This window comes from Niallia alba, from assembly GCF_012933555.1.
Lineage (GTDB): Bacteria > Bacillota > Bacilli > Bacillales > Cytobacillaceae > Niallia > Niallia alba.
The window spans coordinates 3,338,064-3,353,164 of sequence record NZ_JABBPK010000001.1 but is presented as its reverse complement, the minus strand read 5'-3'; the positions used below and the strand labels follow the sequence as shown (position 1 = coordinate 3,353,164).

Below are 15,101 nucleotides of genomic sequence, written 5' to 3'. Positions count from 1 at the left end.
TGATACAATAGCATCTATGTGAAAAGAATCGGGGAGTGGTAATCAATTATGGATAAACGAGATTACTATGAAGTCCTGGGAGTAAGCAAAGGCGCTTCTAAGGATGAAATAAAAAAAGCATATCGTAAGCTTTCGAAAAAGTATCATCCAGATATTAATAAAGATGCAGATGCAGATGAAAAGTTTAAAGAAGTCAAAGAGGCATACGAAGTTTTAAGTGATGATCAAAAAAGAGCTCATTATGATCAATTTGGGCACACAGATCCTAATCAAGGATTTGGTGGCGGGGGAGACTTCGGTGGTTTCGGTGGCTTTGAAGATATTTTCAGCACATTTTTTGGTGGTGGAGGTTCAAGAAGACGAGATCCTAATGCTCCACGCCAAGGGGCTGATTTACAATATACAATGACCCTTTCATTTGAAGAAGCGGCATTTGGCAAAGAGACAGAAATTGAAATACCAAGAGAAGAAAACTGTGAAACATGTAGTGGAACAGGTGCAAAACCTGGAACCAAACCAGTTACATGTAAGCATTGTAGCGGTACAGGGCAATTGAATGTAGAGCAAAATACGCCGTTCGGTCGTATTGTGAATAGAAGAACATGTAATTATTGCCATGGTACTGGTAAAGAGATTAAGCATAAATGTTCTACTTGTGGCGGAACTGGTAAAGTGAAAAAACGCCGTAAAATCAGTGTTAAAATTCCTGCAGGTATCGATGATGGCCAACAATTAAGAGTATCTGGTCAAGGTGAGCCTGGAGTGAATGGAGGACCAGCAGGTGATTTATATGTTGTATTCCACATAAGAAGACATGATTTCTTCGAGCGTGATGGGGAAGATGTATATTGTGAAATGCCGATTACTTTTGTTCAAGCTGCACTTGGGGATGAAATTGAAGTCCCTACGATTCATGGAAAAGTGAAGCTAAAAGTACCTGCAGGAACACAAACAGGAACGAAATTTAGACTTAAAGGCAAAGGTATTCCAAATGTGCGTGGATACGGTCAAGGTGACCAACACGTGATTGTACGACTAATAACGCCAACAAAGCTATCCGAAAAACAAAAGCAAATTTTACAAGAGTTTGCTGATGTAACAGGGGCTTCCCCTCAAGGAGAAGAAGATGATAGCTTTTTCTCTAAAGTGAAAAAAGCATTTAAAGGTGAATAATCAGAGTTGTATTTGCTCAAATTCTTTTTTCTATAGAAAAAAAGAATTAGTTGGAAAATGGAGCAGCCGGAATACACGTAGACTCCTATGGGATTAGCGCGATCCCCACGGAAAGCGAAGTGTATTTCGGCTGCAGGTAATAGCAACAAACGTTACGAAAACAGCCATAATCAAAAAGGAGTTGGTAGAAATGAAATGGTCAGAAATCACAATTCATACTACAAATGAAGCGATTGAACCTATTTCAAATATTTTGCATGAAGCAGGTGCTAGTGGGGTAGTTATTGAAGATCCCTTTGAATTAATTAAGGAAAGAGAAGACCAATTCGGCGAAATCTACCAACTAAATCCTGATGATTATCCTGAAGAAGGCGTTCTAGTTAAAGCATACTTACCGATCAATAGTTTTCTTGGAGAAACAGTGGAAGCAATTAAAGAAAATATTAATAATTTAGTACTATTTAATATTGATATTGGATTAAATAAAGTTTCTATTATGGAAGTTAATGAAGAAGAATGGGCGACCGCTTGGAAAAAATATTATCATCCTGTAAAGATATCGGAGAAATTTACAATTGTGCCAACTTGGGAGAATTATACTCCAGTTCATACAGATGAATTAATTATTGAATTAGACCCAGGTATGGCATTCGGTACAGGAACTCACCCAACAACTGTATTATGCATCCAAGCTTTGGAAAGAATAGTAAAAAAAGATGATGTGGTTATTGATGTAGGGACTGGATCTGGTGTATTAAGCATTGCCGCTGCGATGCTAGGAGCTAGCTCTGTACTGGCTTTAGATTTGGATGAAGTTGCAGTACGTTCTGCAAAGCTAAATATTAAGTTGAACAAGGTTCATGAAAAAACAACAGTTCGCCAAAATAATCTATTAAGCGGTATAGACGAACAGGCAGATGTAATTGTTGCAAATATTTTGGCAGAGGTTATCGTACGATTTACAGATGATGTTTACCGTTTACTTCAGAAAGACGGTTACTTTATTGCTTCTGGTATTATTCTTCAGAAAAAAGAAGAAGTGAAAGATGCTATTATAGCTTCAGGACTAGAAATAATAGAAACAGTACAAATGGAAGATTGGGTAAGCATTACCGCTCAAAAAAAGAACTAAGGTATAACAAATGTCTTTTTGACGGCGCTAAGCTGTAAGAGTAAGCGTATATTCTAAAGGAAAAGGGAAGTTTCGTTTTGCGATTCTTCCTTCTCTATTGCTTAAAGGAAAGTAGGTATTCGATTGCAGCGTTATTTTGCTAAACAGGAAGAAGATACTTTTATAATCCAAGAAGATGATTATCATCATATAGTTCGTGTGATGCGCATGAATGTTGGAGATAAAATATACTGTGTCAATAATGATCAACAGGTAGCACAGTGTTCAATAGAAAATATTTTCGAAAACGAAGTCACTGCAAAAGTGGTACAATGGTTAGAAGGAGAAATAGAACTACCTGTTTCTGTTTCCATCGTGAGCGGACTGCCAAAAGGGGATAAGCTAGAATGGATTATTCAAAAGGGGACAGAATTAGGCGCTTATGAGTTTATCCCTTTTATAGCAGCTCGCTCTGTCGTTAAATGGGATGAAAAAAAAGGGGCAAAAAAGCTCATTCGCTGGAATAAAATTGCCAAAGAAGCGGCTGAACAATCTCATCGAACGATGATACCAGAAGTAAGTACCCCAATCAGTATGAAAGAATTAATCAAACGCTCAAAAAGCTATGACGTAAAGATAATTGCTTATGAGGAAGAGGCAAAAGAAGGCGAATCGGCTATGTTAACGAAGAAATTACAGTCGATGACAAAGGGGCAAACAATCCTTGCCTTGTTTGGACCAGAGGGTGGTCTAAGTGAATCAGAGGTAAATTTATTAAAAGAGCAAGATTTTGTGACATGTGGACTTGGTCCAAGAATATTAAGAACAGAGACTGCACCGTTATATCTATTGTCTGCTGTATCTTATCATTTTGAATTGATGGAGTGATAAAAATGCCAACAGTTGCTTTTCACACATTAGGATGTAAAGTAAACCATTATGAAACGGAAGCGATCTGGCAGTTGTTTAAACAACAAGGCTATGAACGTGTAGATTATGAAAATATTTCAGATGTATATGTTATAAATACATGTACTGTTACGAATACAGGGGATAAGAAGAGCCGTCAAGTTATTCGTCGTGCAGTCCGCAAAAACCCTGATGCGGTTATTTGTGTTACAGGTTGTTACGCACAAACATCACCAGCAGAAATCATGGCTATCCCTGGTGTCGATATTGTAGTAGGGACACAGGATCGTGTGAAAATGCTAGAGTACATTGCACAATTCAAACAAGAAAGACAACCAATTAATGCAGTTGGAAACATCATGAAAAATCGTGTTTATGAAGAAATGGATGTACCTGCATTTACAGATAGAACGAGAGCATCTTTAAAAATTCAAGAAGGCTGTAATAACTTTTGTACTTTCTGTATAATTCCTTGGGCAAGAGGATTGATGCGTTCTAGAGACCCACAAGATGTTATTAAACAAGCGCAGCAATTAGTGGATGCTGGCTATAAAGAAATCGTGTTAACAGGTATTCACACAGGCGGATATGGCTCTGATATGAAGGACTATAATTTAGCTAACCTACTTCGTGATCTAGAATCGCAGGTGAAGGGGCTAAAGCGTCTTCGGATTTCTTCTATTGAGGCTAGTCAAATAACAGATGAAGTAATCGAAGTATTGGATAAATCTAAAATAATTGTAAATCATCTTCATATTCCTATTCAATCAGGATCAGACACTGTTTTAAAAAGAATGAGAAGAAAATATACGATGGAATTCTTTGCGGAAAGAATTACGAGATTAAAAGAGGCTTTACCAGGATTAGCAATTACATCCGATGTTATTGTCGGTTTCCCAGGAGAAACAGAAGAAGAGTTTATGGAAACATATAATTTTATTAAAGACCATAAATTTTCCGAATTACATGTATTCCCTTATTCAAAGAGAACAGGAACTCCTGCTGCACGTATGGACAACCAGATTGATGAAGATGTGAAGAATGAGCGAGTACATCGTTTGATTTCGCTTTCTGATCAGCTGGCAAAAGAATATGCGTCTAACTATGAAGCGGAAGTAGTAGAAGTTATTCCAGAAGAAGTTTACAAAGAGGATGGAAATGGCAAGCTTTATGTAGGATATACAGATAATTATCTAAAGGTAGTTTTCCCTGCTACAGAGGAAATGGTTGGGAAAATTGTTAAGGTTAAAATCATCAAAGCTGGCTATCCTGTGAATGAAGGACAATTTGTCCGCGTTCTGGAAGAAATAGAAGATCAAGCAGCGATTGTTTCTTAAGAAAAAATTAATTGTTCACTTTTTGTGTTACGGAAAGTAATATTAATTTAGAATATGTTGTTGAATCTCTTTGTTTCAATTGCTGCAAAGAGCTTCGACATCATTTTCATTAGTACATAAATCAAAGGAGAATCATAATGAATATTGCTAAAATGATTGATCACACTTTATTGAAAGCAGATGCAACAAAAGAACAGGTTGTTACTCTATGTGAAGAAGCAAAACAATATGTATTCGCTTCGGTCTGCGTTAACCCAACATGGGTGAAAGTTGCAAGTGAATTACTGAGTGGAACAGAAGTAAAAGTGTGTACAGTGATCGGTTTCCCTTTAGGCGCAACTACTTCCGCAACAAAAGCATTTGAAACAGAGGATGCAATCAAAAATGGTGCGACAGAAGTAGATATGGTTATTAATATTGGTGCGCTAAAGGATAAAAATTATGATTTAGTTAAAGAAGACATAAAAGCAGTTGTTGACGCTGCTAAAGGCAAAGCTTTATCAAAAGTAATAATTGAAACTAGCCTGCTAACAAATGAGGAAAAAGAAATCGCTTGTAAATTAGCTGTAGAAGCAGGAGCTGACTTTGTAAAAACGTCAACAGGCTTCTCTACAGGTGGAGCGACGGTTGAGGATATTGCATTAATGAGAAAAACGGTTGGACCAGATGTAGGTGTAAAAGCTTCTGGAGGTGTGCGCAGCAGCGAAGATACAGAGAAAATGATTGCTGCAGGAGCAACTAGAATTGGAGCAAGCTCTGGGGTAGCAATCGTTAATGGCTTAACGAGCACTGGTGATTATTAATAGTTGTAATAGAAAATCCTTAGAATAAATGATACTTTCGTTTTTCTAAGGATTTTTTGGTATGTGATTATTAATAGTATTAATATGTTTCTGTATATGCTTTTCGGTAATTACTTGGGGTAGTATGCATAATTTTTTCGAAGTTTCGATTAAAACTGCGAATGTTTTTATATCCAACCATATCAGCAATTTCTGTGATTTTACTATCCGTTGTTTTTAATAATTGGGATGCCAATGTAACCCGATGCCCGTTTAAAAAATCAACGAATGGTACTTTTAGTATCTTTGTAAAAAATCTAGATAGGTAAGAATAATCATAACCAAACCTTTGTGATAACTCTTTTAATGAAAGTTCCTCTGTAAAGTGATTTTGGATATAGTTCAGTAAATCATGTAATAAATAATCATCTCTCCGTGTTTCCTCTTTAAATGATGTTTGTTTTAATAATTCCGCACAAATCAAATATAATACTCCTTTTTTAGCAAGCATCGAGCTTTTACTTTTAATGAACAACTCCTTTATCATCTCACAAGTGTTAGGTTGTAAACTGAATACTGGATGGATTAAGTCTTTATTTTTACTTAGTTGATAAAACTGATTAACCAATTCTGGTGAAAAGACATAAATCCAAGAGTGATTTTTCTGAGTGCTATGCAAACTATGTATCTGATTTGAAAGAATGAGAGCGTTTTCTCCAGCTTGCAGTGTATAGGTTTTATTCTGTATATTAAGCTCCAGTGTTCCTTCATCGACCATTATCAATTCCATGCTGCGGTGGAAGTGTGGAAGGTTAGTAGGAGTGAATGCTGATATACGATCAAAATCGCCATTTTGTCCAAAATAATTTGATTGATAGTATAACATTCAATGTACTCCTTTCAAGTCAAATTTTGTCCATAATTATACAATTTAAGTACTAGTTACGTCAAACAGTCATGACTAAAATTAATCTGTGATAAGAAATGAGTTCTTTCTTATCTTTTTAAACTTACAAGTAGTGTCTGCACTTAAGCAGTGATACTATTTGTAGCATTTTAAAATAAAATAATTTAAATGGCATTGTTAACGTAGTTGTTACCTGCAAAAAGGCAGATAAGGAGGATCAAAGTGTGTGAAAGGCAGCAGAGCGTAACAAATGGTTTAACAACGCCAAAAAGATGGGAGAGAGGCAGAAAGTATGAAAGCGAATCTAAACTTTTTATACACCCCTTTATTTGTATTAAGAGATATTATTGATTTCACTTAGTGAATTTTGTTTTATAAGTATATTTATCTATCTTTAGAAATATCATTTTTGAAGTACACAAATAAAAAAAGAAAGAGTGTAGATTCCTATTGAATAATTACCAATGGATTTGGAATTATGTAAAGAAGAATAAGAAAAAAGTAATTAGTGCAACGTTGATTTTATTGGCAAATTCCTTCTTTGTAGTGATTATTCCTATTTTAAGCGGAAAATTGATTGATGAAGTCATTGAGAATAATCGAGTCCAACTCTTAGTTCCAATTCTGTTAGCGATGATAGGGGCAACACTTATTAGAACGGTTACTCGTTACATATACCAAATGTTCTATGAACATGTTGGTCAAGATGCACAGTTTGAAATCAGGCAAGATATGTACAAAAAACTACAAGAGCTTGATTTTGACTTTTTCAATCATAATAGAGTAGGGGATATTATGGCGAGGATGACAGGGGATATGGATGCGATACGCCATTTTGTTTCATGGGTTTGCTACAATATCGCTGAATGTGTCATCTGGTTTGTCGTTGCTATTCTAGTAATGATGAGCATCGATTGGAAACTAACATTAGCACTTGTTGCCGTTACACCAATTATTTTTATTTTTACGCAAAAAATGTCCAAAGCAGCACATCCTGTATTTTTAGAAATTCGCGAAAGTTTTTCAAGACTGAACTCCATGGTAGAAGAAAATATTAGTGGAAATCGAGTAGTTAAAGCGTTTTCTCGTGAAGAATATGAAATTGAAAAGTTTAATCATTTTAACAATGATTATCGGAAGCGTAATCTTGATTCTGCTAATGTTTCGAAAAAATATTTACCATGGTTGGACGGATTTGCAGGCGTATTAGCTGTTATTACATTATTATTAGGTGGGTTATTTGTTATCCAAGGAAGTATGTCCATTGGTGATTTGGTTGCTTTTAACGGCTTTATGTGGCTTCTAAATATGCCAATGCGTATGAGCGGATGGCTGATAAATGATGTGCAGCGTTTTAATGCATCGTGTGTAAAAATTAGAAATTTATTAAATACCGAGCCGCAAATTATGGTGGAAGACAGAAAGAAAGGCAAGAAAATTTCTGGATATGTAACATTTGAAAATGTCTCTTTTGCGTTTTCCGATGATCCAGAAACACCAATCTTAAAAAATGTTTCCTTTAGCGTTCGACCGGGGCAAACAGTGGGGATTTTAGGTGAAACAGGATCAGGCAAATCTACGCTTGTTAACTTAATTGCAAGATTCTATGATCCGACAGATGGGGAAGTATTAATTGATCATGTCAATGCCAAAGAATGGCCAGTACGGAAGCTCCGTGATCAAATTTCGATGGTAATGCAAGACATCTTTTTGTTTTCCAATACGATTGAGGAAAATATCTCCTTTGGAAATCCATATTTGAATATGGAACAGATTCAGCGTGTAGCAGCTATTGCAGATGCTCATAATTTCATTGCTAAAATGCCTGAAGGATACGATACAATCGTAGGCGAGCGTGGGGTTGGATTATCTGGCGGTCAAAAGCAAAGAATCTCCTTAGCGAGGGCGTTAGCAAAGGATCCGTCTATTTTAATATTAGATGATACGACATCGGCAGTAGACATGGAAACAGAAAGTAAGATTCAAAAAGAACTAACTCAGCTAACGCAAACTAAAACAACATTTATTATTGCGCATCGGATTTCTTCTGTGAGAGAAGCAGACTTTATTTTAGTTCTTGATAAAGGCGAAGTAAAGGAACGAGGAACACATGCAGAGCTCGTTGCCAAAAAAGGAATGTATTACGATGTATACAAAAGACAGCTAGGATTAGTAGAGCAGGAAGAAGGGGGAGCAACCATTGGCCCGTAATAAATTTAATGTCGATGAAGAATTAGAAACCGAATTTAATTGGAGTCACTATAAACGAATCGGTGCTTATATTAAACCTTATAAAAAGGCATTGTTTATTACATTGCTAATCATATTAATTGCCAACGTGGCAGGGATGCTTGGTCCGTTTTTTACGAAAATTGCAATTGATGAAATTATACCAAATAAAGATATATCATTACTGATAGGAATTAGTATTTTGTTTATTCTTTCTCTAGTTGTAATCGGAATATGTATGCGCTACCGTATTCAATGGATTACACAAATTGGTCAGAATATTTTAAAGGATATGCGCTTAGATATTTTTCAGCACTTACAGAAGCTTCCCTTTTCTTACTTTGATAATCGTCCCCATGGGAAAATTTTGATAAGAGTCGTTAACTATATTAATACATTAAGTGATTTATTGAGTAACGGTTTAATCAATCTCATTTCTGATATCATCAGCGTAATTATTACGTTAATTTTCATGTTTGCAATTGATGCAAAATTAACGTTGTATAGTTTAGCACTCTTGCCGATTTTAGGATTATTAGTATGGGTTATCAAAAATATGCAGAGAAAAGCATATCAAGTGTTAAGTAATAAACAATCTAATATGAATGCCTATATCCATGAAAGTATTGCTGGGATAAAAATTACCCAATCATTTGCTAGGGAAGAGGAAAACTTTGAAATTTTCGATGAAGTTAGTAATGAGACACGTACATCTTGGCTTAAAGCAGTATCCATTCAGTTTTTATTATGGCCAGGGGTGCAAAACATCTCTGTTTTAACGACAAGTTTAATTTATTTCGTAGGAATACGTCAGATTGGGGTAGATGTTAGTACAGGAACACTTGTGGCGTTTATTGGATATGTCAATAATTTCTGGAACCCTGTTATAAATATGGGGAACTTCTATAATGCGCTTATTACTGCTTCCGCTTATTTAGAGCGCATATTTGAAACATTGGATGTAGAACCAGATATTAAGGATGATCCAAAAGCGATCCAAATGCCAACAATAAAGGGAAATGTCACATTTGACCATGTTTCTTTCCGCTACGAAGAAGGGAAAAACATCCTTAACGATGTTAGCTTTCATATAAATGCGGGCGAAAGCATTGCCTTAGTAGGACCAACAGGTGCCGGAAAATCAACCATTATCAATTTGTTAAGCAGGTTTTATGATGTAAATGAAGGAAGCGTAAAAATTGATGGGATAGATGTCAGGGATGTTACGCTGAAATCTCTCCGCTCGCAAATGGGTGTGATGCTTCAAGACACTTTTGTATTTTCAGGAACCATTCTAGAAAATATTCGTTATGGAAAGCTGGATGCAACTGAAGAAGAAATTATTGCAGCAGCTAAAATTGTAAGAGCTCATGATTTCATTAAAGATTTAAAGGACGGTTATCATACTGTTGTAGAGGAACGAGGCAGTACATTATCAGCGGGACAAAGGCAGCTGATCTCTTTTGCACGAGCCCTCTTAGCAAACCCTAAAATACTGATTTTAGATGAAGCTACGAGTAGCATTGATACAAAAACAGAGGAACTCCTGCAAGAAGGAATTACCGAATTGTTAAAAGGTCGGACTTCTTTCATCATCGCCCATCGCCTATCGACAATTAAAAATAGCAGTCAAATATTTTATGTGGATGGTGGTAGAATTGCGGAAAAAGGTACCCATGAAGAGTTAATGACTAAAAAAGGATTGTATTATCATTTATATCAATCCCAATATGATTTATTAAAAGTAATGTAAAGAGACTGAAACATAAGTATTTTCAACCAAATAACTCCGAACGATTATACGTACATATAAGAAATATTCGTATGATTGTTTGGGGTTTTATTCATTTTAAGAAAGAAGGTTTGTGGTGATCAGCCGCAGCCTAAATACACTTCGCTTTCCATGGGGCGAGCACCATGCCTCCTCGCTTCTTAAGTTCCTGCGGGGTCTTGGACTTTCTCGCAGCTCCCATAGGAGTCGAGCGGACTCCTCTCCAAACCAATCTTATTTTTACTTTCAAACATGCTTGCTCTTCATTTCGCACGAAAAAAGACTTTTTCAGTGGTCTCCATAGAGTGTCTGTAGCGTAATGGAACGAGTTGGTTTCGCTACTAAATGAGAGATTGTTCGTCTGTATTTATTATATATTTTGTTCTGTCCAGTCTCTTTTCATTAATCCAATATAGAGAAAAACATCTTTAACTGTGTATACGCATGATTAATTTGCCAAAACGTTCAGCAAAGGGAAGAACTAAAAGCGAAGACAAGACATTAAATAGTAGACTTGCATGGGCCAGTTGGACATCAATATCGGACGTCATATTTTTAACAATAGCAGCTAATTCATGGATAAATGGATAAAACAAAATAACCCCACCGATATTTAACCAAATATGGGCATATGCACAGAGTTTCGCACTTTTTTCTGTTCCGAGTGAAGCCAAAAAAGAAGTAACGCATGTTCCAATATTAGAACCTAACATAATTGCAATAGCAATCTCGATAGGAAGCAGTCCTGCCGTCAAAAAACCCATAATAATTCCAATTGTAGCAGTACTTGATTGAATCAATGCGGTAATAACAATGCCAACTAGAAGAGCGAGGAAAGGACGATCTGCCAATTGGAGAAAAAAAGTATTTAATGTTGTTTGGTTTTCAATCATTCCAGCAAAATATTTAAAGCCTCTCATCGTTGTAAAGACGATAGAAATACCAAATAAAATGAAACCAAAACTTCTTAACTGATATTTATTTATAATCATAAACAGTACACCAATAATGGCAAGTGGCAGTAAATAATTATTAATATCAAAAGTAATAAATTCGGTTGTAAATGTTGTCCCAATATTTGTTCCTAAAATAATTCCAATGGATTGAGGAAAAGTTAAAACTCTTGCAGAAATTAATCCGATTGTGAGCACCATAACTGCAGCACTGCTTTGGAGAAGTGCTGTAATAATGATGGACACGATTAAGCCCTTCCAAGGTTTATCTGTTAATTTTTCGAGTAAACCTTTCAATGAATGAGAAGATAAATTAAATAAGCCTGTTCGTAAAAGCGTCATTCCATAAATAAATAAAAGGATAAGTCCGATAAAAAGTAAAAGATAAATCATTGTATGCTTCCTCCTTATCAGAACTATATGAAGAGAAGAAGAAGGACATGCCATTTAAATGATAGAAGAATAAACTTCTTTATAGTAGCTTATATGGCAGGGTGTTTAAAATGATTTATAGAGGGAAAAATTGAGGACGAGAAAGGAATGGAGGGAGAAAAAGGCTGATTTCTTGTGTAAAACACCTTTTTTTTACGTTTTTTTAAAACAATTTGTCTAACTAGGTCAAATACGGTTGACCTTGTAACTTTGATATATTATAATGTCAAGGTACATGGAAACCATGTTGATGTTAGTGTGTTGTGTTCGGAGGGAGGGAAAGAGAATGTCTAAAACCGTCGTTCGTAAAAACGAATCGCTTGAAGATGCTCTTCGTCGCTTCAAACGTTCAGTATCAAAAACTGGTACTTTGCAGGAAGCTAGAAAGCGCGAATTCTACGAGAAACCAAGTGTGAAACGTAAGAAAAAATCAGAAGCAGCAAGAAAACGTAAGTTCTAAGAGAGGGTGTAGCTAAATTGAGTCTTCTCGAACGCTTAAACAATGATATGAAGCAAGCGATGAAAAACAAAGAAAAAGATAAACTAGTTGTAATTCGAATGATTAAGGCTGCCATTCAGAATGAAAGAATTAAGCTTGGTAGAGATCTTTCTGAAGAAGACGAGTTATCTGTCCTTTCTCGCGAAGTAAAACAACGCAAAGACTCCCTCCATGAGTTTGAGAAAGCAGGTCGTGAAGATCTTGTTGACAAAATACGTGCGGAGTTAAAACATGTTGAAATATATATGCCTGAACAGCTTTCGGAAGAGGAGCTAGCAGAGATTGTGAAACAAACAATCGCCGATACTGGTGCTTCTTCGAAGAAAGAGATGGGAAAAGTGATGGCTGCTTTAATGCCTAAAGTAAAAGGAAAAGCAGACGGTTCACTAGTAAATAAACTTGTACAACAACACCTTTCATAAATAAGTTTATGTTTTAAAGGCTGCAGATTAAGTCTGCAGCCTTTTTACATAAAGGGATTGAAAAGGTTTTCTTTTTTTAGAGTACGAGGTCGTTTGCCTAATTTTTGTTTTATCTATTTACAAAAAAACATCTAATAAAAAATTAAAAAAAAGTGAAACTTTTCGTCAAGTTAACCGTATACATAGTCATAAGCTTTTCCTATTATATTTTAGAAAGGAGGGAGAATTTGAAAAGGCAAAAGAAATTATTGTTTATTCCTCTTCTTTTTATGCTTTTACTATCTATCATTCCAAGCATCATTTATGCGAATAATGACAAGATAGTATATGTGGTTCCGATTAAGAATACTGTTGAAAAAGGTTTGAGTGAGTTTATCGATCGAGCAATAACAGAAGCAGAAGAAAATCGCGCTAGTGCCATTATTTTTGATATGAATACTCCTGGTGGAGACGTTTCGGCTGCTATTGAAATAGGAAAAAGAATATCTGAAACAGATATTAAAACCGTAACTTACATTAATCAAGATGCTATTTCAGCAGGTTCTTATATTGCGTTAAATACCGATGAAATCTATATGGTGGAAGGAGGCAGGATAGGCTCTTCTGGAGTGATTGACCAACAAGGAAACGCAGCGGATGAAAAAGCTCAATCTTACTGGCTTTCTGCGATGAAAGGTGCAGCAGAGAAGACAGGGAGAGATCCAATTTATGCGATGGCTATGGCAGATAAATCTATTGCTATACCGGGAATAAAGAAATCTGGGACTTTTTTAACCTTAACTTCATCTGAAGCACAAGAAATAGAATATTCAAACGGTACTGTTAAAAGTTTAGATGATGTATTGAATCAGTTAGACTTGAAGGATGCAAAATTAGAAAGGCTAGATGAAAGTTTCGCAGAGAAAATAGCAAGGTTCGTGACAAATCCTATTATCGTTCCTATTTTATTGTCGATTGGAAGTCTAGGGTTGATTATTGAGTTATATTCACCTGGATTTGGACTCCCGGGAATTGCGGGAATATCTGCACTGCTGCTCTTTTTCTATGGTCACCTAGTCGCAGGACTTGCAGGATATGAAAGTCTAATTCTCTTTGTGATAGGTATCCTTTTAATTATATTGGAATTCTTTGTCGTCGGAGGAATAGCGGGAGCAATAGGGATTGTTTCAGTCATAGCAAGTATGTTTCTTGCAAGTGGAGATATTGCGGTCATAGGGATAAGCCTTGTAATCGCAATAGGGGTTTCGATTATCGCATCTATCTTATTAGTAAAGGTGTTTGGTAGAAAAATGAAATTCTTTAGAAAAATAATATTAACAGACTCAACTAGTACAGAAAATGGGTATGTCTCTAATCAAAATCGCGAGGATTTGATTGGAAAAACAGGAATTGCCTTGACTGCATTACGTCCTGCTGGCGTAGTTCTCGTGAACGAGGAAAGAGTTGATGTAGTGAGTGAAGGTAGTTTTATTGATAAAGAGAAAAATGTAAAAGTGGTAAAAGTTGAAGGTTCTAGAATTGTGGTAAGGGAAATACTAACGAAAGATATACTAAAGGAGGATGAGTAATGTTAGTTGGAGGATTTGAAATTTTTTGGATTATCGTAGTAGTACTGGCAGTTATTTTATTAGGGGTACTATTAACTTTTGTGCCAGTCATGCTATGGATATCTGCTTTAGCAGCTGGAGTGAAAATTAGTATTTTTACATTGGTGGGGATGCGTTTAAGAAGGGTAATTCCAAGTCGTGTCGTAAATCCGCTAATTAAAGCACATAAAGCTGGGATAAATGCAACGATTAACCAATTAGAAAGTCATTATCTTGCCGGAGGTAATGTAGATAGAGTTGTAAATGCTTTAATTGCTGCCCATCGTGCAAATATTGAGTTATCATTTGAAAGATGTGCTGCTATTGACTTAGCAGGACGGGATGTATTAGAAGCGGTTCAAATGAGTGTCAATCCGAAAGTAATTGAGACACCTTTTATCGCTGGTGTAGCGATGGATGGTATTGAAGTTAAAGCGAAAGCAAGAATTACAGTGCGTGCAAATATTGAGAGACTAGTAGGGGGAGCTGGAGAAGAAACAGTTGTAGCCAGAGTTGGGGAAGGAATTGTTTCGACAATCGGTTCGTCTGATAACCATAAAAAGGTATTAGAAAATCCAGATATGATTTCTCAAACTGTTTTATCTAAAGGCTTAGATGCTGGTACTGCCTTTGAAATTCTATCGATTGATATTGCGGATGTTGATATCGGCAAAAACATCGGAGCGGAATTACAAACAGAGCAAGCAGAAGCAGATAAAAAAATCGCTCAAGCGAAAGCAGAAGAACGTAGAGCAATGGCTGTAGCCCAAGAACAAGAGATGAAGGCAAAAGTACAAGAAATGCGTGCTAAAGTTGTGGAAGCAGAAGCAGAGGTTCCTATGGCTATGTCTGATGCATTGCGTTCTGGCAATATGGGTGTAATGGATTATATGAACTTACAAAATATAACTGCTGATACAGAAATGCGAGGCTCCATTGGCAAATTGACAGATGATCAGAAAAATAAAGATGATAATGAGTAAACTTTAA

The 15,101-nt window shown here is 36.0% G+C and carries 13 protein-coding genes; 11 read left to right on the top strand and 2 right to left on the bottom strand.

Annotation, left to right across the window (positions count from 1 at the left end; all coding sequences use genetic code 11):
• The first annotated feature begins 48 nt into the window (after positions 1–48).
• From dnaJ to deoC, 5 genes are all read left to right on the top strand, one after another.
• Positions 49–1,173, top strand: a complete 1,125-nt coding sequence (gene dnaJ, locus HHU08_RS16155; RefSeq protein WP_101730808.1) for a molecular chaperone DnaJ — start codon at positions 49–51, stop codon at positions 1,171–1,173.
• 190 nt (positions 1,174–1,363) lie between these two features.
• Positions 1,364–2,305: a 50S ribosomal protein L11 methyltransferase gene (gene prmA / locus HHU08_RS16150; RefSeq protein WP_016202962.1), complete on the top strand. Its 942-nt coding sequence runs from the start codon at positions 1,364–1,366 to the stop codon at positions 2,303–2,305.
• Between the two features lie 123 nt (positions 2,306–2,428).
• Positions 2,429–3,172: a 16S rRNA (uracil(1498)-N(3))-methyltransferase gene (locus HHU08_RS16145; RefSeq protein ID WP_016202963.1), complete on the top strand. Its 744-nt coding sequence runs from the start codon at positions 2,429–2,431 to the stop codon at positions 3,170–3,172.
• 5 nt (positions 3,173–3,177) lie between these two features.
• Positions 3,178–4,530 carry a tRNA (N(6)-L-threonylcarbamoyladenosine(37)-C(2))-methylthiotransferase MtaB gene (gene mtaB / locus HHU08_RS16140; RefSeq protein WP_016202964.1) on the top strand — a complete coding sequence of 451 codons (1,353 nt, stop codon included), beginning with the start codon at positions 3,178–3,180 and terminating at the stop codon, positions 4,528–4,530.
• A gap of 137 nt (positions 4,531–4,667) precedes the next feature.
• The gene (deoC, locus tag HHU08_RS16135) at positions 4,668–5,333 is read left to right on the top strand and encodes a deoxyribose-phosphate aldolase (protein WP_016202965.1); all 666 of its coding nucleotides are present in this window, start codon (positions 4,668–4,670) and stop codon (positions 5,331–5,333) included.
• Between the two features lie 79 nt (positions 5,334–5,412).
• Here deoC and HHU08_RS16130 read toward each other — a convergent pair whose 3' ends face one another.
• Positions 5,413–6,198, bottom strand: coding sequence for a helix-turn-helix domain-containing protein (locus HHU08_RS16130; RefSeq protein ID WP_169188856.1), 786 nt, complete (start codon positions 6,196–6,198; stop codon positions 5,413–5,415).
• 471 nt (positions 6,199–6,669) lie between these two features.
• Here HHU08_RS16130 and HHU08_RS16125 point away from each other — a divergent pair, with 471 nt between their 5' ends.
• Positions 6,670–8,430 carry an ABC transporter ATP-binding protein gene (locus HHU08_RS16125; protein WP_169188855.1) on the top strand — a complete coding sequence of 587 codons (1,761 nt, stop codon included), beginning with the start codon at positions 6,670–6,672 and terminating at the stop codon, positions 8,428–8,430.
• Positions 8,420–10,201, top strand: coding sequence for an ABC transporter ATP-binding protein (locus HHU08_RS16120; protein ID WP_016202967.1), 1,782 nt, complete (start codon positions 8,420–8,422; stop codon positions 10,199–10,201). The genes HHU08_RS16125 and HHU08_RS16120 overlap by 11 nt, the downstream gene beginning before the upstream one ends.
• Before the next feature lie 446 nt (positions 10,202–10,647).
• On the opposite strand, the gene HHU08_RS16115 is transcribed toward HHU08_RS16120, so the two are convergent.
• Positions 10,648–11,565, bottom strand: coding sequence for a Na/Pi symporter (locus HHU08_RS16115; RefSeq protein WP_016202968.1), 918 nt, complete (start codon positions 11,563–11,565; stop codon positions 10,648–10,650).
• Positions 11,566–11,890: 325 nt separating this feature from the next.
• Between HHU08_RS16115 and rpsU the strand changes: the two genes are divergently transcribed.
• The 4 genes from rpsU (at position 11,891) to floA (ending at position 15,094) form a co-directional block, all read left to right on the top strand.
• Positions 11,891–12,064, top strand: coding sequence for a 30S ribosomal protein S21 (gene rpsU / locus HHU08_RS16110; protein ID WP_003152957.1), 174 nt, complete (start codon positions 11,891–11,893; stop codon positions 12,062–12,064).
• Positions 12,065–12,081: 17 nt separating this feature from the next.
• Positions 12,082–12,525: a GatB/YqeY domain-containing protein gene (locus HHU08_RS16105; RefSeq protein WP_101730811.1), complete on the top strand. Its 444-nt coding sequence runs from the start codon at positions 12,082–12,084 to the stop codon at positions 12,523–12,525.
• Positions 12,526–12,752: 227 nt separating this feature from the next.
• Positions 12,753–14,093 (top strand): NfeD family protein, encoded by a 1,341-nt coding sequence (locus HHU08_RS16100; RefSeq protein WP_016202970.1) that lies wholly within the window; start codon positions 12,753–12,755, stop codon positions 14,091–14,093.
• Positions 14,093–15,094 carry a flotillin-like protein FloA gene (floA, locus tag HHU08_RS16095; protein WP_016202971.1) on the top strand — a complete coding sequence of 334 codons (1,002 nt, stop codon included), beginning with the start codon at positions 14,093–14,095 and terminating at the stop codon, positions 15,092–15,094. Before HHU08_RS16100 ends, floA begins: the two co-directional genes overlap by 1 nt.
• The last annotated feature ends 7 nt before the right edge of the window (positions 15,095–15,101 follow it).

Excerpts from the sequence above, each read along its gene's own strand:
- dnaJ (WP_101730808.1), top strand. The coding sequence starts at position 49 with ATGGATAAACGAGATTACTATGAAGTCCTGGGAGTAAGCAAAGGCGCT.
- prmA (WP_016202962.1), top strand. The coding sequence starts at position 1,364 with ATGAAATGGTCAGAAATCACAATTCATACTACAAATGAAGCGATTGAA.
- mtaB (WP_016202964.1), top strand. The coding sequence starts at position 3,178 with ATGCCAACAGTTGCTTTTCACACATTAGGATGTAAAGTAAACCATTAT.
- deoC (WP_016202965.1), top strand. The coding sequence starts at position 4,668 with ATGAATATTGCTAAAATGATTGATCACACTTTATTGAAAGCAGATGCA.
- HHU08_RS16130 (WP_169188856.1), bottom strand. The coding sequence starts at position 6,198 with ATGTTATACTATCAATCAAATTATTTTGGACAAAATGGCGATTTTGAT.
- HHU08_RS16115 (WP_016202968.1), bottom strand. The coding sequence starts at position 11,565 with ATGATTTATCTTTTACTTTTTATCGGACTTATCCTTTTATTTATTTAT.
- rpsU (WP_003152957.1), top strand. The coding sequence starts at position 11,891 with ATGTCTAAAACCGTCGTTCGTAAAAACGAATCGCTTGAAGATGCTCTT.
- floA (WP_016202971.1), top strand. The coding sequence starts at position 14,093 with ATGTTAGTTGGAGGATTTGAAATTTTTTGGATTATCGTAGTAGTACTG.